Source organism: Streptomyces sp. NPDC042100, from assembly GCF_055582325.1.
Genome location: NZ_JBVJDK010000006.1, coordinates 185,692 through 204,403, shown reverse-complemented (window position 1 = coordinate 204,403; position 18,712 = coordinate 185,692). Strand labels below are relative to the sequence as shown.

Genomic DNA, 18,712 nt, shown 5'->3' with positions numbered 1-18,712 from the left:
CATGGCCCGACCCCGGGTACTCGTCGTCAACAACGGGACCTTGTCCCTGAAGCAACTGCGCGCCCGCCTGGACACCTTGGGATCCGACACCGACGTCACCGACGTGGCGGGCGTGCCCGCCCGGCTCGACGGCCGTCACCAGGCCATCGTGCTCAGCGGCACGAAGGTGCGGGCCTACGAGACCGAGCACTACCGGCCGCTGATCGACCTCGTGATGGGCAGCGACGTCCCCGTCTACGGCATCTGCGGCGGGATGCAGATCATCGCCGTCGCCAACGGCGGCCGGCTCGCGGAGGGCCCGCAGCGCGTCGGCGGGTACGAGGCGACCGTCGACACGAACGAGCCGCTCTTCGCCCACGTCGACAAGACCGTGACGGTCTTCCACCGGCACACCCTCTACCTCCAGGAGGCCCCGGCGGGCTTCCGCGCCATCGGCTGGTCCGACAACGCGCCTGTGGAGTTCCTGCGCTCGGACGACGGACGGATCGTCGGCTCCCAGGCGCACGTGGAGTTCCGCCCCGACGGCCTGGAGATCCTGCGCGGCTTCACCGCCCTCTACCGGTGACCCCGGCGGCCCCGGCGGCCCGGACCTCCCCCACCCCCACCTCACCTACGTACCCAAGGAAGTGGCGACACATGAGCGACGCTGTGGACAATCCGCAGGCGCAGGAACCCGCCTTCACCGTCCACCTCAACGGCAGCCGCGGCGCGGTCAAGGGCTGGGTGGTCGTCGACACCCTCGTCGACGGCCTCGCGATGGGCGGCACCCGGATGACGACCGGCGTCTCCGAGGAGGAGGTCGCGGGCCTCGCCCGTGACATGACCGACAAGTTCACCCTGGCGGGCCTGCGCATCGGCGGCGCCAAGGCGGGCATCGTCGCGACCCCCGACAACGCGGAGGGCGCCGACCGCGAGCGGACCTTCCGCACCTTCGGCCGCACCGTGAAGCCGCTGCTGCACGGCGGCATCCACCTCGGCATCGACATGGGCGTCACCCCCGCCGACCGGGCGGTCTTCTTCGACGAGGCCGGCTACGACCCGCGCTTCCGGCTCGGCGCGCCCGACATGCCGATCGACTGGCGCACCTACTACGAGCCGCTGATCGACTGCACCGGCCACGGCGTCGGTGTCGCCGCGCTCACCGCCCTGGAGACCCGGGGCCGCAGCGAGGCCGCCCGGGTCGTGGTGCAGGGCTTCGGCGCGGTCGGCCGGGCCGTGGCGAGCTTCCTGGAGGAGCGCGGGCACGTCGTCGTGGGCGTCGCCGACGTCCAGGGCACGATCAGCGCCGACCGTCTCCCGGTCACCGAACTCATCGCCATCACGGACGAGTTCGGGCGCATCGACCGCTCGCGGCTGCCCTCGGGCGTCACGCTGTCCAGCGGCCCGGACGCCTGGCTCGACGTGCCGGCCGACCTGCTGATCCTCGCCGCGCAGAAGTACGCGCTCACCGCCGAGAACGCGCACCGGCTGAAGGCCGGCCTGGTCGTCGAGGGCGCCAACCTCGCCTCCACCGCCGCCGCGAAGGAGAAGGTGGCCGCCTCGGGCGGCACGCTGGTGCCGGGCGTCATCGCCAACATCGGCGGCGCGGCCTCGGCCGCCCTCGCCGTCACCCGGGTCGTCCCCTTCGAGCTCGCGGCGGAGGCCCGCAAGGCGTGGGTCTTCGACTGGGTCGGCGACCGGGTGCGGCGGAACACCCGCGACCTGCTGGAGATCGCGGACGGCCGCGCGGGCGACCCGCTGCCGGAGCTGCTGGCCGTGCGCCGGAAGGACCTGCACGGATGACGGGCACGACGACCGGGGCCGGGGGCAGGCGCGAGGACGGAGGCGTGCGCGAGGACGGAGGCGTGCGCGAGGACGGAGGCGTGCGCGAGGACGGAGGCGTGCGCGAGGCGGCGGGCGCGGCCGGGGCCTCGGCCGGGGCCGGCGTCGGGGAGCCCGCCGCCTGGGCGGCCTCCGCGCACCTCTCCGCCGAGGCCGGCGCCGCGTACCGGCGCCAGGGCTGGTGGCGGGACGAGACCTTCCTGGACGACCTGGACCGGCAGGCCCGCGAGCGCCCGCGCAAGCTCGCCATCGCGGGCCGCCGGATCCCCGAGTCCCGTACCGACACGCTGGACTTCGCCGAACTGCGCGTACTGACCGACCGCTTCGCCCTCGCGCTCATCGAACTCGGCGTGCAGCGAGGCGACTTCGTCGCGGTGCAGCTCCCGAACCGCTGGGAGATGGTGCCGCTGATGTTCGCGTGCATCCGGATCGGCGCGGTCATCTGCCCCATCTCGCCCATCTGCCCGGAGGAGGAGCTGCGCCACCGCTTCGGCCTCACCGGCGCCCGGGTGGCCGTGACGCTGCCCGAGTGGTCGGGCACGCCGCTGGCCGAGATCTCCACCCGCCTCAAGGACGAACTCCCCACCCTGGAACACGTGCTGGTCGTGGACGGCCAGGCGCCGCGAGGCGCCCTCTCCTTCCACGAGCACGCCGTGGCCGAGGCGCGGGAGGAGCGCCCGGAGGCCGCCGCGATCCTGGCCGGCCGGGCCCCGCTGACGGCCGACGAGCCGTTCGTGGTGCTGTTCACCTCCGGCACCACGGGCGAGTCCAAGGGCGTGCTGCACAGCCAGAACACCGTGCACTCGGCCATCCGAGGCTACGTCGAGGCCTTCGGGCTCGGCGACGACTGGGTGGCCGCCGTGTCCACCCCGCTCGTCCACTACTCCGGCTTCGCGCAGGGCGTCCTCGCGGGTGTCATGGTCGGCGGGACGGTGGCCTTCCAGGACGTACGGAAGAACGAGGCGCTGCTCGACCTGGTCGAGCGCTACCGCGCCACCCTCCTGTACGGGCCGCCGGCCACCCTCGCGGACGTCGTCGCCTCGCAGCGCGCGGAGAAGCGGGACACCGGCACGCTGCGGCACGTGGTGATCGGCTCGGCCCCGGTCCTCGCCGAACTGGCCGACGAGGTCCACGAGGCCCTCGGTGCGCGCACGTACTCGCTGTGGGGCATGTCGGAGAACGGCCCGGTCACGATGACCCGCCCCACGGACCCCGAGGACTGGGCGGCGCACAGCAACGGGCGCGCCATCGAGGCCATGGAGACCCGGATCGACACCGAGGGCGCGGCGGGCGGCGTGGGCCGGCTGCGGGTGCGCGGGGCGTCCCTCGCGCTCGGCTACTACCGGCGCGAGGAGGCGTTCGCGGCGGAGTTCGGCGCGGACGGCTGGTTCGACACCGGCGACCTCGCCCGGGACGACGGCAAGGGCGGCATCCGGATCATCGGACGGTCGCGCGACGCGATCGTCCGGGACGGGGCGGTGGCGCCGATGACCGAGCTGGAGGCCGTGATCGGCGCGCATCCGAAGGCGGTCGAGGCCGCGCTGGTGGGCCTGCCGGGGGCCGCCGCCGGCGAGCCGCCGGTGATCTGCGCGGTGGTGGTCCCGTCGGACGCGGCGGCGGCCGGGGGCCCCACCCTGGCCGAGGTCCGCGCGCATCTGCTGGCCTCGGGGCAGGACGACCGGTTCCTTCCGGACCGGGTGGAAGTCCTGCCCGCGCTGCCGAAGACCCTGACGGGCAAGGTCCGCAAGGTGGAACTCCGGCAGCGGTACGGGGCGGGCCCGACACCCGCCTGACCTGCCCCGCTCCGCCACCCCAGCCACCCCCGCCCCCGCCCCCGCCACCCCCGCCGTGCGCGGAAACCCCTGTCCCCCCTCCGTCGATACGACCCCACGTCTGGAGTGCCCCATGCCGCCGCCCGCCCCCGCCCCCGTCTCGATGTCCGCGACCCTGGCCGCCGACGAGGCGCTCGCCCGCCGGCGGCAGGCCGGGGAGCGGGTGCTGTCGATGGCCAGCGGGGAGATCGGCCTGCCGGTGCTGCCGGTGCTGCGGGACCGCCTCGCCGCGGCGGCCGAGGAGAACGCGTACGGCCCCGTGCCCGGCAGCGCGGCGCTGCGGGAGGCCGCCGCGGGGTACTGGGCACGGCGCGGGATCGGGGTGGACCCGGGGCGGGTCGTGGCCGGGCCCGGGAGCAAGTCGCTGCTGTTCGCGCTGCTGCTGGCGATCGGCGGGGACGTGGTGGTGCCGGTGCCGAGCTGGGTGAGCTACGCGGCCCAGGCGCGGCTGGCGGGGGCGAGCCCGCTCCCCGTGCCGACACCGCCGGGCGAGGGCGGCGTGCCGGACCCGGAGCGGCTGCGCGAGGCGGTCCTTGCGGCGCGGGCGGCCGGGCGCGACCCGAGGGCCGTGGTGGTGACGGTGCCGGACAACCCGACGGGCACGATCGCCTCGCCCGGCACCGTGCGCCGGCTCGCGGCGGTGGCGCGGGAGCTGGACCTGGTGGTGGTCTCGGACGAGATCTACGGGGACCTCGTGTACGACACGGGGGCGCCGGCCGAGTCCCCCGCGCTGCACGCGCCCGAGCGGACCGTCGTGACCACGGGGCTGACCAAGAACCTGGCCCTCGGCGGCTGGCGCACGGGCGTGGCGCGGCTGCCGGACGGGGAGCCCGGGCGGGAGCTGCACGGGCGGCTGGTGTCGGTCGCGAGCCAGATCTGGTCGAGCCCGCCCGCGCCGGTGCAGACGGTGGCCGCGTACGCCTTCGGGGAGCCGCCGGAGGTGACCGCGCACATCGCGGCGGCCCGGCGGCTGCACGAGACGGTGGTGCGCGCGGTCGCCGGGCACTTCACCGCGGCGGGCGCCCTGCTCGCCCCGGTACGGGCGACCTGCTACCTCTACCCGGACTTCGTTCCGCTCCGAGAGCGACTCTCCCGCACCCACGGTGTCCGGGGCGGCGACGACGTGGCCCGCTTCCTCAGCGAGCGGCACGGAGTCGGCGTGCTCCCGGCGAGCGCCTTCGGGGAACCCGCCGAGGCGCTGCGGATCCGGGTGGCGACGAGCCGCCTGTACGGCGACACCGACGAGCAGCGGCTGACCGCGCTCGCGGCGCCGGACCCGCTGGCGCTGCCGTGGATCCGGGACTCCGTGGCGTGGGTCGGCGAGGCCGTGGCGGCCCTGGCGAAGCCGGGCCCGCGCTGACCGGCCGGCGCCCACCCGCCGTCCTTCCCCTCCCACCCGAATCTCCCCCGAATCTCACCCGAACGTTCCAGGAGGTCTTCCCATGTCCCTTCCGACCCCCAGCCTCTTCGAGGCCCTGTACCGCGGCGAGCGCCACGTCGGCTTCGGCACGCCCGGGGAGCCCGACGCCCCGCACACCCTGTACCCGGTGGCCGAGGGCCGGCTGGCGGCGGCGTTCATCGCCACCGACGGCTCGGCGGAGGCGATCCGGGCCGCCGTCACCGAGGGCGTCACGCCCGTGACCGTGCCCTCGGACGACCCCGGGCTGAAGCTGATCCCGCCGCTCCTGCCGACGGGCACCGGCAACGCGCTGCTGAGCGGCTTCATGGGCACGCACCGCAAGAAGTGGGGCGGCGAGACCCAGCCGGAGGGCGCCGAGTTCACTCCGCCGAAGTGGTTCTTCAAGGGCTTCGGCGACTGGATCCGGCTGCCCGGCGAGCCGCTGACCGTGCCCGCGAACCCGGTGGCGCTCATCGAGGAGCCCGAGGTCGCCCTGGTCTACGTGAACGACGCCGACGGCACCCCGCACTACGCGGGCTACACCTTCGGCAACGACCTCTGCGACATCGGCCTGCACCGCACGGACCCGGGCTACAACCCGTACTGCAAGCTCTGCGACACGGCCCTCGCGCCCTGGCTGTTCCTCGGCGAGCCGCCCCGCTCCGCGAACGGGCGGGTGACCATCACCCGCGACGGCGCGACCGCCTGGGAGGGCGGCTTCGAGTGCGGCGGCGACGCGCTGTACTTCCGGGTGAAGGACATGGCGGCGCACCTGTTCTCGTTCCCGGCGGTGCGGCGTCCCGGGCTGGTCAACTACGTGCTGCTCGGCGCGGACGAGGCCAGCTTCCACGACGGTTTCCGGATCGCCGACGGGGACCGGATCGCGATCGAGGTGAAGAGCCACGGGATCGCGTTCGAGAACCAGGTCACCTACGTGAGCCCCGCTCCGCTCGCGTGACGCGGCGGGGCACGCCGTCCAGGGCCCCGCTCCGTGAACAGCTCATGAAACAGGGCCGGTCGGCCTGGGCACTCGTACAGGTGTCCAGGCAGGCTCGTCTCAGCAGACCGGCCCCCGTCCCCAGAACCGAGAAGGAGGAGGCACGGTGAAACAGGTGCACCTCGCGGTACAGCTGCCGGCCATCCACAACGTGACCGTCTGGTCGGACCCGCGTTCCGAGAGTCAGATCTCCATCGACTCCTTCATCCGGCTGGCGCGGACGGCCGAACGCGGCAAGTTCGACTTCTTCTTCCTGGCCGAGGGGCTGCGGCTGCGCGAGCACAAGGGCGAGGTGTACGACCTGGATGTGGTCGGCCGCCCCGACAACCTGACCGTGCTCGCCGCCCTCGCGGCCGTGACCGACCGGCTCGGCCTCGCCGGCACCGTGAACGCCACCTTCAACGAGCCCTACGAGGTGGCGCGCAAGCTCGCCACCCTGGACCTGCTGAGCGACGGCCGGGCCGCGTGGAACGTGGTCACCAGCTACGACGCCTTCACCGGCGAGAACTTCCGCCGGGGCGGCTTCCTCGACGAGGCCGACCGCTACACCCGGGCCGCCGAATTCCTCCAGACCGCGCGGGAGTTGTGGGACAGCTGGGCGGAGGGCGACGTGCTCGCGGACGCCTCGGCCGGGCGCTTCGTACGCGAGGGCGCGGGGCGCTTCGCCCACCGGGGGCAGCACTTCGACATCGAGGGCCGGTTCACCACCCCGCGCGGACCGCAGGGGCACCCGGTGATCATCCAGGCCGGCGAGTCGGACGCGGGCCGGGAGTTCGCGGCCTCGGACGCCGAGGTCATCTTCAGCAAGTACAGCAGGCTGGAGGACGCCCGCGCCTTCTACGCGGACGTCAAGCGGCGGCTCGCCGCGTACGGGCGCACGCACGAGCAGCTGAAGATCCTCCCCACCGCCACGGCGATCGTCGCCGACACGGACGAGGAGGCCGTCGCGTACGCCGACGAGATCACCCGGGCGCAGGTGAGTCCGCAGACCGCGATCGCGCACCTGGAGGGCGTGTGGGGCCGGGACCTGTCCGGCTACGACCCGGACGGCCCGCTGCCCGACGTGGACCCGGAGCCCGAGTCCCTTGTCCTGAAGGGGCATTCGGTGTTCCGCAAGGGCCGCGAGGAGACGGCCCGGCGGTGGCGGAAGCTGGCCGACGAGCGCGGTCTGAGCATCCGCGAGCTGATGATCGAGGTGCACGGCGGACAGACCTTCGTGGGCAGCCCGCGCACCGTCGCCGACGCCATCGACCACTACGTGCAGAGCGACGGCGCCGACGGCTTCGTCCTCGTGCCGCACCTGACGCCCGGCGGGCTCGACGACCTGGTGGACCGGGTGGTCCCGCTGCTCCAGGAGAAGGGCGTCTACCGCGAGGACTACACCGGCACGACGCTCCGTGAACACCTGGGCCTTGGCGCCCTGCGGTCCCCCGAGGAGGCATCATGACCCCGCCGCTGCACCTGGCCGTCGCGCTGAACGACGCGGGCTGGCACCCGGCGGCCTGGCGGGCTCCGGACGCCCGCCCGGCCGAGCTGTTCTCGCCCGGCTACTGGGCGGACCTGGTGGCCGAGGCGGAGCGCGGGCTGCTCGACTTCGTGACGCTGGAGGACGCCCTGGGCCAGCAGTCCGCGGCCTTCCACCGCCCCGACGACCGCACCGACCAGGTCAGGGGCGGCCTGGACGCGGTCCTGGTGGCGGCCCGGGTGGCCCCGCTGACCTCGCACATCGGCCTCGTACCGACGACGAACGTCACCCACACCGAGCCCTTCCACCTCGCCGTCGGCATCGCGACCCTCGACCACGCCGCCCGGGGCCGGGCCGGCTGGCGCCCGCAGATCGCCTCCCGCGCCGCCGACGCCCGCCACTTCGGGCGGCGCGACACCCCGCAGTTGACCGACGAGGACGTGCTGAGCGAGGAGCGGATCGCCGCCCGGCTGCGCCCGCTGTTCGCCGAGGCCACCGACGTGGTGGAGGTCGCGCGGCGGCTCTGGGACAGCTGGGAGGACGACGCGGAGATACGCGACACGGCGACGGGCCGCTTCGTCGACCGCGCCAAACTCCACGCCGTCGACTTCGAGGGCCCGCTGTTCAGCGTCCGGGGCCCGTCGATCACCCCGCGCTCGCCGCAGGGCCAGCCGCTGGTCGCGAGCCTGGCGCACGCGTCGACGCCGTACGAGTTCGCCGCCCGCGCCTCCGACCTGGTGTTCGTCACACCCGACGACGCGGCGGACGCCCGCCGGATCCTGGCCGAGGTCGACACCGCGGTCCGCGTCACCGGCCGCGACCTGGCGGCCCGCCCGCTCAGGCGCTTCGCGGACCTGGTGGTGGTGCTGGACGACACCGAGGCGGCGGCGAAGGCGCGCAAGGACGAGCTGGACACCCTGGCCGGGGCGGAGCTCGCCTCCGACGCGCACCTCTTCACCGGCACCCCGGCCGCCCTCGCCGACCTGCTCCTCGACTGGCGGCCGCTGGGCTTCGACGGCTTCCGCCTCCGTCCGGCGACGCTCCCGCACGACCTGGAGGCGATCACCCGGGGCCTCGTGCCGGAGCTCCAGCGGCGCGGCGCCTTCCGCACGGCGTACACGGAGACGACCCTCCGCGGCCACCTGGGCCTGCCCCGGCCGACGAGCCGGTACGCGAAGGGCTGAGGGAAGGGGCGGCGGCCTGTCGGTGACGGCCGGGGGGAGAGAGGCCGTCAGGCCCGTCGGTGACAACCGGGGAGGGGCCTCGGGCCCCCTCGGCGGCGGCCGGTGCGCGGGGCCCGAGGAGCGGCCGGTACGCTGCGTTCCGGCCGCTCCTCGCGCGCCCCCACCGCCCCTCCCCAGCCCGAAAGCCCGCCATGGTCGCCGCTCTCCGCACCCCGTACGGCGCGCAGCCGTGGGCAGGCGCGCTGCGGGCGGTACGGGCCGGGGTCCTCGCGGTGCTGTGCGTGCTGCTGCCGGTCGGCGGGCACGCCCTGCTCCAGGGGCACACCGCGCGCCCGCTGGCCCTGGCCCTGGTGACCGCGCTCGCGCTGTCGCTGGGCCTCGTGCTCACCCGGCGGCGGCTGACCGACACCCAGCTCCTGGCCGCCTTCGTGGGCGCCCAGGCCGCGTACCACCTCTGCTACGTGGTCCCGGAGGCGTGCGCGGGACTGACCGGCGCACGCGCGGTCGGCGGGCACCTGACGGGACTCGCCGAGCACGCCGGCGCCGGGCCCGGCCCGTCGGTGCTGCTGTGCGGGCACGCCGTCACCCTGCTGCTCGCGGCGCGGCTGCTGGGCACGACCGAGTCGCTGCTGCTGCGCGCGCGGCCGGTCGCGGACTCCGCCCAGCAGATCGTGTACGCCCTGCTGCCACTGCTCGGACGCGTGGCGCCCTCGCACGGCCCGGTGCTCCGGCCGGCCGGCGACGTGGCCCCGCTGCGGCCGGTGGCCCTCGCGTACCCCTGCCCCGGGCGCGCTCCCCCCGGCCAGGCCCCGCTCCCGACGCTTCCGTTCCGGCCGCGGGCCGTGACCGGTCTCCGCCTCGCGGCCTGACGCGACGACGCACGGCACGACGCCGTCCCCGCCGTACCGTTCCGCCGCCCCGAGCGGTTCCCGGCGCGCCGTCCCCGCGGTCTCCTCACCACGCCGCCGCTCCGCCCCGACCGGGCCGGGGCCGGCAGAGAGACCTCTCCCATGCGCATCAGGCACGCGCGCCCCGCCCGTACGGCGGCGCGTTCCCTTCTCCTTCCCCCGGCCGTGGCCGCCCTGCTGGCGGTCTCCGCCCCGCAGGCCGCCGCCCACACCGACCTGACGGGCGCCGACCCGGCGAACGGGGCGGTCCTCACCGCCGTACCCGGCGCGGTCACGCTCACGTTCAGCGATCCCATGTCGCGGAAGTACGCCCAGCTCGCCGTCACCGGCCCGGACGGCACCGCCCTCGGCGCCGGCGCGCCGAAGGTGACGGGGCGCGAGGTCCGCCTGACCCTCAGGCCGCCGGGCGCCGGGGCGCCGGGCGGCGGCTACACGGTGGGGTACCGGGTGGTGTCCGCGGACGGGCACCCGGTCGCGGGCTCGTCGACGTTCACGGTCCGCCCGCCGAAGCCGACCGCGCCGCCCGCGAGCGAGCGGCCCGCCACGCCGACGCCCCCGTCCCCGTCCCTGTCCCGGTCCCCGTCCCCGTCGCCCTCCCCCACCCTCTCCCGTACGGCGAAGGCCTCCGGGGAGCGCGCGGTGACCAGCCTCAAGGCCGTGGGGATCGGCTTCGGCATCGGGCTCGTGGGCCTGGCCGTGGCCATGACCCGCACGGTCCGCCGCCGCAGGAGGGCCGGGGACGATGCCGCCCGCTGACGTCGCCGCGCGCCGGGCCCGGGTCGCGGCGCCCGCCGCGGCGCTCGCGGCGCTGACGGCCGTGGCGGCCGTGGTCGCGGGCACCGGAGGCGCCGGGGCCGTGGTGCCGGGGATCGCCGACGCGGGCCCGCTGACCCGCTGGGCGCTGCCCCTGTCCCGTACCGTCGCGGACGGCGCGGCGGTCGCCGCCGTCGGCGCGCTGCTGTCGGCGGCGGTGCTGCTGCCGGGGCCCCGGCGGCTGTCCGGGGCGCGGGCGCGGGCGATGCTGTGGGCGTCGGCGGCGGGCGGTGTGTGGGCGGTGGCCTCGGCGGCGGTCGCGGTGTTCACGCTGTCCGACCTGTTCGCGCGGCCGGTGGCCGAGGTGCTGGAACCGTCCGTGCTGCTGGACTTCGCGGTCACCGACACCAGGGGCACCGCGTACGCCCTGACGACGGCGCTGGGGCTGCTGCTCGCGACCTTCGGCCAGGGGGTGACGTCGACGGGCTGGGCCAGGTTCTGGCTGCTGGCCGCGCTCGCGGGGCTGCTGCCGCCGGCGTTCACGGGCCACGCGGCGGGCTCGGCGGGGCACGACGCGGCCGTGGTGTCCCTCGCGGTCCATCTGGCGGGCGCCTCGGTCTGGGTCGGCGGGCTGCTCGCCGTGCTGCCGCTGGTGGCCCGGCGGCATCCGGACGCGGCGGTGGCCGTGCGCCGGTTCAGCGGTACGGCGGGGGCGGCGCTGCTCGCGGTCGGCGCCGGGGGCGTGGTCGGGGCGGCGGTCCGGCTGCCCGGCTGGGGCGACCTGTTCTCCAGCGCGTACGGGCGGCTGGTCCTGGCGAAGACGGCGCTGCTGCTGCTCCTGGCCCTGGCGGGGCTGTGGCACCGGCGGCGGACGGTGGCGGCGCTCGGCGCGGAGGGAGCGGGCGGGGCGCGGCTGTTCGTCCGGCTGGCGGCGGGGGAACTGCTGCTGATGGGCGTGGCGACGGGCCTCGCGGTGGGCCTGGCGCGGACGCCGCCGCCCGCGGTGGCGCAGCCGGGCCCGGTGGAGGAGGCGCTGGGCTTCGCGATGCCGGGGCCGCTGGGCGGCTTCCCGTGGACGCCGCTCTTCACGGAGTGGCACGTCGACCCGGTCTTCGCGTTCGGCACGGGGGCGGCGGGACTGCTGTACACGGCGGGGGTGCGCAGGCTGCGGGCGCGCGGCGACCGCTGGCCGCCCGGCCGTACGGTCTCCTGGTTCCTGGGGCTCGCCGTCACGGTCCTGGCCTCGATGAGCGGGCTCGCGGTGTACGGCAAGGTGATGTTCAGCGTGCACATGGGCCAGCACATGATCCTGGCGATGACGGTGCCGATCCTGCTGGTGCTCGGCGCTCCGGCGACGCTCGCGCTGCGGGCCCTGCCGGCCGCCGCGAAGGACGCCGCGCCGGGGCCCCGGGAGCTGCTGCTGAGGCTGCTGCACAGCGGGTACGTGCGGGTGATCTCGCATCCGGCGGTGGCGGGGGCGCTCTTCATCGGCTCGGCGTTCGCCGTGTACTACACGCCGCTGTTCGAGCGGCTGATGCGGAGCCACCTGGGGCACCTGGGGCACCTGGGGCACCTGGCGATGCTGACGCACTTCCTGGCGGTCGGGCTGCTGTTCTTCTGGGTGGTCATCGGCGTGGACCCGGGCCCGCGCCGGCCGCCGCACCTGGGGCGCCTGTTCGTGCTGATCCTGACGATGCCGTTCCACTCGTGGTTCAGCATCTCGCTGATGAGCTCGACCGATCTGCTGGCCGAGGGCTGGTGGACGACGGTCGGGCGCGGCTGGGGTCCGTCACTGGCGGACGACCAGTACAACGCGGGCGCCATCGCCTGGGCGACCGGTGACATCCCGGTCCTGATCACGACGGTGATCCTCGCGATCCAGTGGGTGCGCTCGGACGCGCGCGAGGCCCGCCGGATCGACCGCCGCATCGACCGCGCCGACGCGGACGACCCACTGGCCGCGTACAACGCGTACCTGGCCGCGCTGCACAACCGCAGGCCCCGATGACCGACAGGAGAGAACCCATGGACAACACCCGCACCGCACCGAGGAAGCGACTGAGGAAGCAACTGTCGGCGGCGGCGGTCCTGCTGGCGGCGCTGGCGGTCGCGTTCGGCTCGTTCCTGCTGTTCCGCCCCGCGCCGGAGCAGGGGACGGACGCCGCCGCCCTGCCGGAGCCGGCGGCGAACGCCCAGGTGGTCCGCCCGGACAGCCACCGCCTGACGAACCCGGCGAAGAGCCGGGTGACCGTGGTCGAGTTCCTGGACTTCGAGTGCGAGGGCTGCGGGGCCTTCCATCCGGTGCTGGACCGGCTGAAGAAGGAGTACGGGGACCGGGTCACGTTCGTGGCCCGCTACTTCCCCATGCCGGGGCACCGCAACAGCGGCTCGGCGGCGCGCGCGGCGGAGGCCGCGGCCCGGCAGGGCCGGTTCCTCGCGATGCACGACAGGCTGTTCGAGACGCAGCGCGAGTGGGGCGAGGCGCAGACCCCGAAGGACGCGGTCTTCCGGGGCTTCGCCCGCGAGCTGGGCCTGGACATGACCCGCTACGACGCGGACGTGGCGGCGCCCGGCACGGCGGAACGCGTGGCGGCGGACCAGCGCGACGGGCTGGCGCTGGGGGTGCGGGGCACGCCGACGTTCTTCGTGCAGGGGAAGAAGGCCGAGCCGAGGAGCTACGAGGACCTGAAGGCGCTGATAGAGCGGCACCTCGCGGCCCCGTGACGGAACAGGGCTGAGCCCCGAGCGCGGGAAACGCAACAGCGCTCGGGGCTCACCCGCCGCACGCCCAGGGGATCAGCCCCCGGCGATCAAGCCTCCAGGGCACCGCCGAAGCGCGCGCGGTACGCCTCCAGGTCGTCCTCGGTGATCTTCGCGAAGAGGACCGGGGGGACGGTGAAGGCGGTGCCGGCGGGGACGGCGTCCAGGGCCCGGGCCTGGTCGGCGCCGACCCAGGCGGCGGTGTCGCCGGCGAGGGCGAAGGCGCCGCGCATGGCGGCGGCCGAGGCGGGGATGAAGGGCTCGGAGACCACCGCGTAGAGGTGGATCAGGTTCATCGCGGTGCGGAGGGTCAGCGCGGCGCCCTCGGGGTCGGTCTTGATCTCCAGCCAGGGGGCCTTCTCCTCCAGGTAGGAGTTGCCCGCGGACCACAGCGCGCGGAGGGCGGCGGCGGCCTTGCGGAACTGCAGGGCCTCCAGCTGCTCCTCGTACTCGCCGAGCAGCCGGGCGATCTCCTCGCCCAGCTTCGCCTCCGCCTCGCCGGCGGGGTGGCCGGCCGGGACCTCGTCGCCGAAGCGCTTGCGGGAGAACGACAGCACGCGGTTGACGAAGTTGCCGAGGGTGTCGGCGAGGTCCTTGTTGACCGTGGCGGTGAAGTGCTCCCAGGTGAAGGAGGAGTCGTCGGACTCGGGCGCGTTGGCGATGAGGAAGTAGCGCCAGTAGTCGGCGGGCAGGATCTCCAGGGCGGCGTCGGTGAAGACGCCGCGCTTCTGCGAGGTGGAGAACTTGCTGCCGTAGAAGGTCAGCCAGTTGAAGCCCTTGACGACGTCGACCTTCTTCCAGGGCTCGCGCACGCCGAGCTCGGTGGCCGGGAACATGACCGTGTGGAAGGGGACGTTGTCCTTGGCCATGAACTGGGTGTAGCGGACGGTGTCGTCGGCCTCGTACCACCACGACTTCCAGTCGCGGACCTCGCCGTCGGGGGCGGCGTCGGCCCACTCCTTGGTCGCGCCGATGTACTCGATCGGGGCGTCGAACCAGACGTAGAAGACCTTGCCCTCGGCGGCGAGCTCGGGCCAGGTGTCGGCGGGGACGGGGACGCCCCAGTCGAGGTCGCGGGTGATGGCCCGGTCGTTGAGCCCCTCGGTGAGCCACTTGCGGGCGATGGAGGTGGAGAGGTGCGGCCACTCGTGGCTGACCCGGGAGATCCACTCCTCGACCTCGTGCTGGAGCTTGGACTGCAGCAGGAAGAGGTGCTTGGTCTCGCGGACCTCCAGGTCCGTGGAGCCGCTGATCGCCGAGCGCGGGTCGACGAGGTCGGTGGGGTCGAGCACGCGGGTGCAGTTCTCGCACTGGTCGCCGCGGGCCTTGTCGTAGCCGCAGTGCGGGCAGGTGCCCTCGACGTACCGGTCGGGCAGGAAGCGCCCGTCGGCCGGCGAGTACACCTGGCGGATCACCCGCTCCTCGATGAAGCCGTTCTCGTGCAGCTTGCGCGCGAAGTGCTGGGTGATCTCGACGTTCTGCGCGGAGGAGCTGCGCCCGAAGTAGTCGAAGGCGAGCTCGAACCCGTCGTACACGGCCTTCTGCGCGTCGTGCGCCCGCGCGCAGAAGTCGGCGACGGTCAGCCCGGCGGCCTTGGCGGCGAGCTCGGCGGGCGTGCCGTGCTCGTCGGTGGCGCAGATGTAGAGCACGTCGTGGCCGCGCTGCCGCAGGTACCGCGCGTAGACGTCCGCGGGAAGCATCGACCCGACCATGTTGCCCAGGTGCTTGATCCCGTTGATATAGGGAAGCGCGCTGGTTACCAGGTGTCGAGCCATCCTCGGATGCTCCATTTCGTACGTACGGCGCCGGGGCTCCAGCCACGGCGCGCCAAGATGGGAGGGTCGCAGCCGATCAGCACAGTCCCCGTCACACACGGTGACGAACCGCCTCTGCAAGCCACGGCCATGGTAGCGAACGGGCTCACAGGGGAGCGCCTGAGTTTCGGGGGCGGCCGCGGTGGCCGGCTTCCCCGAGCGGCCCCGCCGGCCGGTCCCCGCTCCCCCTCGGTCATCGGGACCCGCCACGGATGGAGCCCTCACACACGCAGAGGAGAGGCGCGGTCCCACGCGTCGAGCACCAGCTTGCGATCGAGCGTCGGAGCCCGGACGGCGACAGCCGATCCAGGCGGATCCTGGCACATCAGGACCCGTGCGGTCGGCAGGACGATGCCGCCCTCCGCGTCCCCCAGAAAGATCAGGTGGCGGTCGTGAAGCTGCCTCCGGTCGCCACGGTGCATCACCCTCATCGCGCAGTTCTGCCCCCTGAAAGCCGCCACGTCTCCGGGGGTGAAGGTGATGTCGTTGCCGTTCTCGGCGATCAGCATCCGCAGCGGTGTGCGGCAGTCGGAGCGGACGGCCCGGATGAATCCCAGGAGCCTCGCGGGATTCACCGCCATGTATCGGTCCACCCAGATGGCCTCGGGCACCCCCGCCAGGAATCCCGCGAAGGTCTTCGCCGACCGCTGCCAGTCCGCGGGCCACGTGGGCACCCGCCCCTCCAGGGCGACACGCGCCGCCTCCGAGTGCAGGGCACGCACGACCCCGTATCGCTGATCGCCGGCCGGGACCAGCAGCGGAGCCAGCGCCTCGGCCGCCGAGTCGTCGGCGGGCAGCGGCCCCGGGCCCTCCCGCAGCACGCCCTTGATCCACGTAGCCGCCCCCCACGGCACGTCACGGACCCACCGGGGTGCGAGGGTCTCGGCCGACTGGTTCACCTGATGAAGAGCGACGCGCCCCAGGACGGGTGCGGCCTTGGAGAGCAGCGCGAGATTCCCGCCGACGCTCTCGATCGCGTCCACTGATCGGCCACAGCCCACGGCTTCGAAGTCCGCGGCGTCGGCAAGGGGCAGCGCGACCACGCGAGCACGCGCGACCAGCGGCGAGCCGGTGGAGACGAGGTGCATGCTGCGTCCCCATCGGCCGGTCAGGAGTGCACCGATGTCCAAAGACCGGTCGCCATCCACTAAGAGCTTCAACAACTGCCTCTGGAGGCGCAGACCACGGGAATTGCGCAAAGCGTGCGGATAGTCGTCGAAGAGCAGATGGGCCGCACCAGACCGGGCCAGGGCTGCGGAGACATCCCGGTGGAAAGCGGTGACTCGCTCTTCCTGATTGTCATCCGTGTACGTTCGCCCTCGGGTGCGGACACTCGTCTCGCCAAGCTCGCGCGCCACCGCTTCCAACAGGACGGTCTTTCCAGCGCCTGGCACCCCGCGGGCGATGACCGTCTCGCCGTCTATCAGGTACTCGCATACCTGGTCGACCCATCTGCGCTGGCCAGGCAAGAGCCTCATTCACGTCCTCACTTCAGCACCAGGTAGCGCATGGCGTGGATCCTCGGGGCCCACTTCTCATCGGTGATTCCGTACAACACCAGGTGCGCGGCCATGTCCGGTTCGCTCTCCGCCCATTCCCGGGCGTCTCGCCGCTCCTCCGGATCCTCCGACCACAGCAGGGGAAGCATCGCGGCCTCGTCACCGAACCAGTCGGTGAAGGACTTCAAGACGTCTTCCACCTCGGAGCGTGGGGTATTGGGGCCGCGCTGGTCCATGGCTTCCTGGAGCGCCTCCAGGGGGACGTGCCACGGGATGACGTCATCAGGGCGCGTACCCGCGGCCGCGGAGCAGGCCTTGCGGGTGAGAAGCGGATGGCCGCCGAACTCCCGAAAGAGAAAGTCGATCGTCGCGGGGTCGCGATAGCGCAGACCCATACGCCGTCCGAGGCTCCGCACCATCTCCTGCATCTCGTCCTTCTTCATCGGCGACAGAAAGGACAGCCGGACGAATTTGTAGAGCAGGTTGTCCCGTCCTTTGAGGAGCGGACGCTCGAAGATCGCCGGATCGACCCCCGCGCACACGATGCAGATCCCGTCCTTGCCCTCGGCCTCGCGACGCTGAATGACGCCCCGGAGCTGGGTGAGGCACCTCAGGAGCGCTCGCGCCTCGTCCTCTTCCAGGTTCGACCTGCCGCCGGGCCACGCCTGGTCGATCTCGTCGATGAACAGTTCCAGACGACCGGGAAGGGCATCCAGCAGGATGTCGAGATCGTTGAGCCAGTGCGTCGGGACAGCGGCGGTGGGGTGAGGCCTGCCGTCACGGGTGAGCAGGGTCAGACGAGGGGCGGAGCCCGCCATGCCACGCACCAGCTTGTGGCATTCCACGAGCAGGCCGAGCTGGAACTGCTCGGCCGACAGTCCACTCATGTCCAGCCTGATCACCGGCTTGCCGTGCTCCGCCCGATGGTTCTCGACATAGTTGAGCAGCGAAGTCTTCCCCGCTTTCCGCAGGCCGAAGATGCCCACGGACTGCCCACGGTCCAAGGCGAAGTCGAGTTCCCGCACCTCGACGCGACGACCGTAGAACGCCGTGGGCTCGGTGATCGGCTTGGTCAGGTCGTAGTGATCGTGCGTCACCATGATCTGCGCGATGCGCTCACGCAGTCCTATCCTGACCTTGGTCTCCGTCAGCTCTTTGGAGTCGATCGTCAGGATCGGCAGCTGCCCTCGGCGGCGGCGGACGAGGTTTTCCGCCCCCGAGTCCGGAGTGAGCAGGATCGCGAAGTCCGGATCGAGTCGCGCCTCGCCCTTGCGTAACCGAGCCGCGATCGTGTCCAGCGTCCGCGGTTCCACTCGTTCGTAGGAGGCCGACAGACACAGCACCTCAAGGTGCAGGTCAAAAGTGTCCTGCACGTTCGTCGGCAGCGTGATGTAGATCCACCAGCGCCGCGCGTCCAATCGGTCTTCCACGAACCGGTACGGCTCCGCACCCATCTCGCGAAGGAGCCTGTTGAACTCTCTGCCCCCGAGGACCGTCCGCTCGAACTTCGCCTTGTGTTCCGCGAGGACCTGCTGGTTATGAGTGCCTGCCACGTACGCCTCTCAGCGAGCCGGGTTTCCCGGATCGTACGTCAGAGAAGGGAAGTTGGGCAGCCTTTCAGGGGCCCCGACCGGGGCCGCCCGCGAAGGCCCGATCAGACGACACGGGGCGCTCCCGGTGTCAGGCGGTCCCCTTCCCGCGTCCAGACGGTGTCGGCGTTCCCGCTGGGACAGCAGTGGGCGTCGGTCTGGCGGTACCAGCGCTCATGCGCGGTGATACGGCCGGGCGCGAACTCCAGTCCGACGAGCGCGGTGGTGTACTGGGCCGACTTCTGCTGCGGCGTGATCGCACCGAGCGCGGCCAGGCCGTTCCCCTGGTGCGTGAACACGACGTATGCGGCGACGAGTTGTCCGCTCATCGTCGACCCGTTGTCATCACACCCCAGGTAGACGGCCGCCTCGTCGCGTCGGTCACCGTCCGTGTCGCCGTACGCGACGCTGGTCCCCCGTCGGATGCGCACGGTGCCCCACGTTCGGGACGTCGCGGTGGCGTTGCCCTCTGTGTCGAGCGTGACGAGTCCCGGGACGCCGCAGAACTCGCCCGGAACAGGGGTCTTCGACCAGTCCACGTCATGGAGATCGGCCGGCGCCGGGCCGACGAGCACCGGGGCCCGATCCGGCGAGGACGGCGGAGGGGGCGAGGGGGACTCGGGCGCCGGGGCGACGGACGAGGGAGTGAGGGGTGGGACGGGCGGAGCCGGGCGGGGTGAGCCGCACGCGC

General features: G+C 73.5%; 15 protein-coding genes. 11 read left to right on the top strand and 4 right to left on the bottom strand.

Annotation, left to right across the window (positions count from 1 at the left end):
• Position 1 precedes the first annotated feature (1 nt).
• The 11 genes from ACZ6J5_RS15705 to ACZ6J5_RS15655 all read left to right on the top strand — a co-directional run bounded on the left by ACZ6J5_RS15705 (position 2) and on the right by ACZ6J5_RS15655 (position 13,083).
• On the top strand, positions 2 to 565 hold the full coding sequence (locus ACZ6J5_RS15705) for a type 1 glutamine amidotransferase (RefSeq protein ID WP_469391673.1): 564 nt from the start codon (positions 2 to 4) through the stop codon (positions 563 to 565).
• A 71-nt stretch (positions 566 to 636) separates the two neighbouring features.
• Positions 637 to 1,782 (top strand): Glu/Leu/Phe/Val dehydrogenase dimerization domain-containing protein, encoded by a 1,146-nt coding sequence (locus tag ACZ6J5_RS15700; RefSeq protein ID WP_469391671.1) that lies wholly within the window; start codon positions 637 to 639, stop codon positions 1,780 to 1,782.
• Positions 1,779 to 3,614, top strand: coding sequence for an AMP-binding protein (locus ACZ6J5_RS15695; RefSeq protein ID WP_469391669.1), 1,836 nt, complete (start codon positions 1,779 to 1,781; stop codon positions 3,612 to 3,614). Before ACZ6J5_RS15700 ends, ACZ6J5_RS15695 begins: the two co-directional genes overlap by 4 nt.
• 112 nt (positions 3,615 to 3,726) lie before the next feature.
• Positions 3,727 to 5,013: a pyridoxal phosphate-dependent aminotransferase gene (locus ACZ6J5_RS15690; RefSeq protein ID WP_469391668.1), complete on the top strand. Its 1,287-nt coding sequence runs from the start codon at positions 3,727 to 3,729 to the stop codon at positions 5,011 to 5,013.
• Between the two features lie 82 nt (positions 5,014 to 5,095).
• Entirely contained in the window at positions 5,096 to 6,010 is a 915-nt protein-coding gene (locus ACZ6J5_RS15685) for a fumarylacetoacetate (FAA) hydrolase (protein ID WP_469391666.1), read from the top strand.
• A gap of 145 nt (positions 6,011 to 6,155) precedes the next feature.
• Positions 6,156 to 7,496, top strand: a complete 1,341-nt coding sequence (locus ACZ6J5_RS15680; RefSeq protein ID WP_469391664.1) for an NtaA/DmoA family FMN-dependent monooxygenase — start codon at positions 6,156 to 6,158, stop codon at positions 7,494 to 7,496.
• Positions 7,493 to 8,698: an LLM class flavin-dependent oxidoreductase gene (locus ACZ6J5_RS15675; RefSeq protein ID WP_469391662.1), complete on the top strand. Its 1,206-nt coding sequence runs from the start codon at positions 7,493 to 7,495 to the stop codon at positions 8,696 to 8,698. The genes ACZ6J5_RS15680 and ACZ6J5_RS15675 overlap by 4 nt, the downstream gene beginning before the upstream one ends.
• Before the next feature lie 191 nt (positions 8,699 to 8,889).
• The gene (locus ACZ6J5_RS15670; protein ID WP_469391660.1) at positions 8,890 to 9,567 is read left to right on the top strand and encodes a hypothetical protein; all 678 of its coding nucleotides are present in this window, start codon (positions 8,890 to 8,892) and stop codon (positions 9,565 to 9,567) included.
• 141 nt (positions 9,568 to 9,708) lie between these two features.
• Positions 9,709 to 10,362 (top strand): copper resistance CopC family protein, encoded by a 654-nt coding sequence (locus ACZ6J5_RS15665; protein WP_469391658.1) that lies wholly within the window; start codon positions 9,709 to 9,711, stop codon positions 10,360 to 10,362.
• Positions 10,349 to 12,367: a bifunctional copper resistance protein CopD/cytochrome c oxidase assembly protein gene (locus ACZ6J5_RS15660; protein WP_469391656.1), complete on the top strand. Its 2,019-nt coding sequence runs from the start codon at positions 10,349 to 10,351 to the stop codon at positions 12,365 to 12,367. The genes ACZ6J5_RS15665 and ACZ6J5_RS15660 overlap by 14 nt, the downstream gene beginning before the upstream one ends.
• 17 nt (positions 12,368 to 12,384) lie before the next feature.
• Positions 12,385 to 13,083 (top strand): DsbA family protein, encoded by a 699-nt coding sequence (locus tag ACZ6J5_RS15655; RefSeq protein WP_469391654.1) that lies wholly within the window; start codon positions 12,385 to 12,387, stop codon positions 13,081 to 13,083.
• 86 nt (positions 13,084 to 13,169) lie between these two features.
• Here ACZ6J5_RS15655 and metG read toward each other — a convergent pair whose 3' ends face one another.
• The 4 genes from metG to ACZ6J5_RS15635 all read right to left on the bottom strand — a co-directional run bounded on the left by metG (position 13,170) and on the right by ACZ6J5_RS15635 (position 18,596).
• A complete protein-coding gene (gene metG / locus ACZ6J5_RS15650; protein ID WP_469391652.1) occupies positions 13,170 to 14,894 on the bottom strand; it encodes a methionine--tRNA ligase in 1,725 nt (574 codons plus the stop codon).
• A 260-nt stretch (positions 14,895 to 15,154) separates the two neighbouring features.
• Positions 15,155 to 16,411: an AAA family ATPase gene (locus ACZ6J5_RS15645; RefSeq protein WP_469391650.1), complete on the bottom strand. Its 1,257-nt coding sequence runs from the start codon at positions 16,409 to 16,411 to the stop codon at positions 15,155 to 15,157.
• A gap of 8 nt (positions 16,412 to 16,419) precedes the next feature.
• Positions 16,420 to 17,985 (bottom strand): ATP-binding protein, encoded by a 1,566-nt coding sequence (locus ACZ6J5_RS15640; RefSeq protein ID WP_469391648.1) that lies wholly within the window; start codon positions 17,983 to 17,985, stop codon positions 16,420 to 16,422.
• A 101-nt stretch (positions 17,986 to 18,086) separates the two neighbouring features.
• Complete coding sequence (locus ACZ6J5_RS15635) at positions 18,087 to 18,596, bottom strand: hypothetical protein (RefSeq protein ID WP_469391646.1); 510 nt, start codon at positions 18,594 to 18,596, stop codon at positions 18,087 to 18,089.
• Positions 18,597 to 18,712: the final 116 nt, after the last annotated feature.

Coding starts and splice junctions, on each gene's coding strand:
- ACZ6J5_RS15695 (WP_469391669.1), top strand. CDS start 1,779: ATGACGGGCACGACGACCGGGGCCGGGGGCAGGCGCGAGGACGGAGGC.
- ACZ6J5_RS15705 (WP_469391673.1), top strand. CDS start 2: ATGGCCCGACCCCGGGTACTCGTCGTCAACAACGGGACCTTGTCCCTG.
- ACZ6J5_RS15670 (WP_469391660.1), top strand. CDS start 8,890: ATGGTCGCCGCTCTCCGCACCCCGTACGGCGCGCAGCCGTGGGCAGGC.
- ACZ6J5_RS15655 (WP_469391654.1), top strand. CDS start 12,385: ATGGACAACACCCGCACCGCACCGAGGAAGCGACTGAGGAAGCAACTG.
- ACZ6J5_RS15675 (WP_469391662.1), top strand. CDS start 7,493: ATGACCCCGCCGCTGCACCTGGCCGTCGCGCTGAACGACGCGGGCTGG.
- ACZ6J5_RS15700 (WP_469391671.1), top strand. CDS start 637: ATGAGCGACGCTGTGGACAATCCGCAGGCGCAGGAACCCGCCTTCACC.
- ACZ6J5_RS15660 (WP_469391656.1), top strand. CDS start 10,349: ATGCCGCCCGCTGACGTCGCCGCGCGCCGGGCCCGGGTCGCGGCGCCC.
- ACZ6J5_RS15690 (WP_469391668.1), top strand. CDS start 3,727: ATGCCGCCGCCCGCCCCCGCCCCCGTCTCGATGTCCGCGACCCTGGCC.
- ACZ6J5_RS15645 (WP_469391650.1), bottom strand. CDS start 16,411: ATGAGGCTCTTGCCTGGCCAGCGCAGATGGGTCGACCAGGTATGCGAG.
- ACZ6J5_RS15665 (WP_469391658.1), top strand. CDS start 9,709: ATGCGCATCAGGCACGCGCGCCCCGCCCGTACGGCGGCGCGTTCCCTT.
- metG (WP_469391652.1), bottom strand. CDS start 14,894: ATGGCTCGACACCTGGTAACCAGCGCGCTTCCCTATATCAACGGGATC.
- ACZ6J5_RS15685 (WP_469391666.1), top strand. CDS start 5,096: ATGTCCCTTCCGACCCCCAGCCTCTTCGAGGCCCTGTACCGCGGCGAG.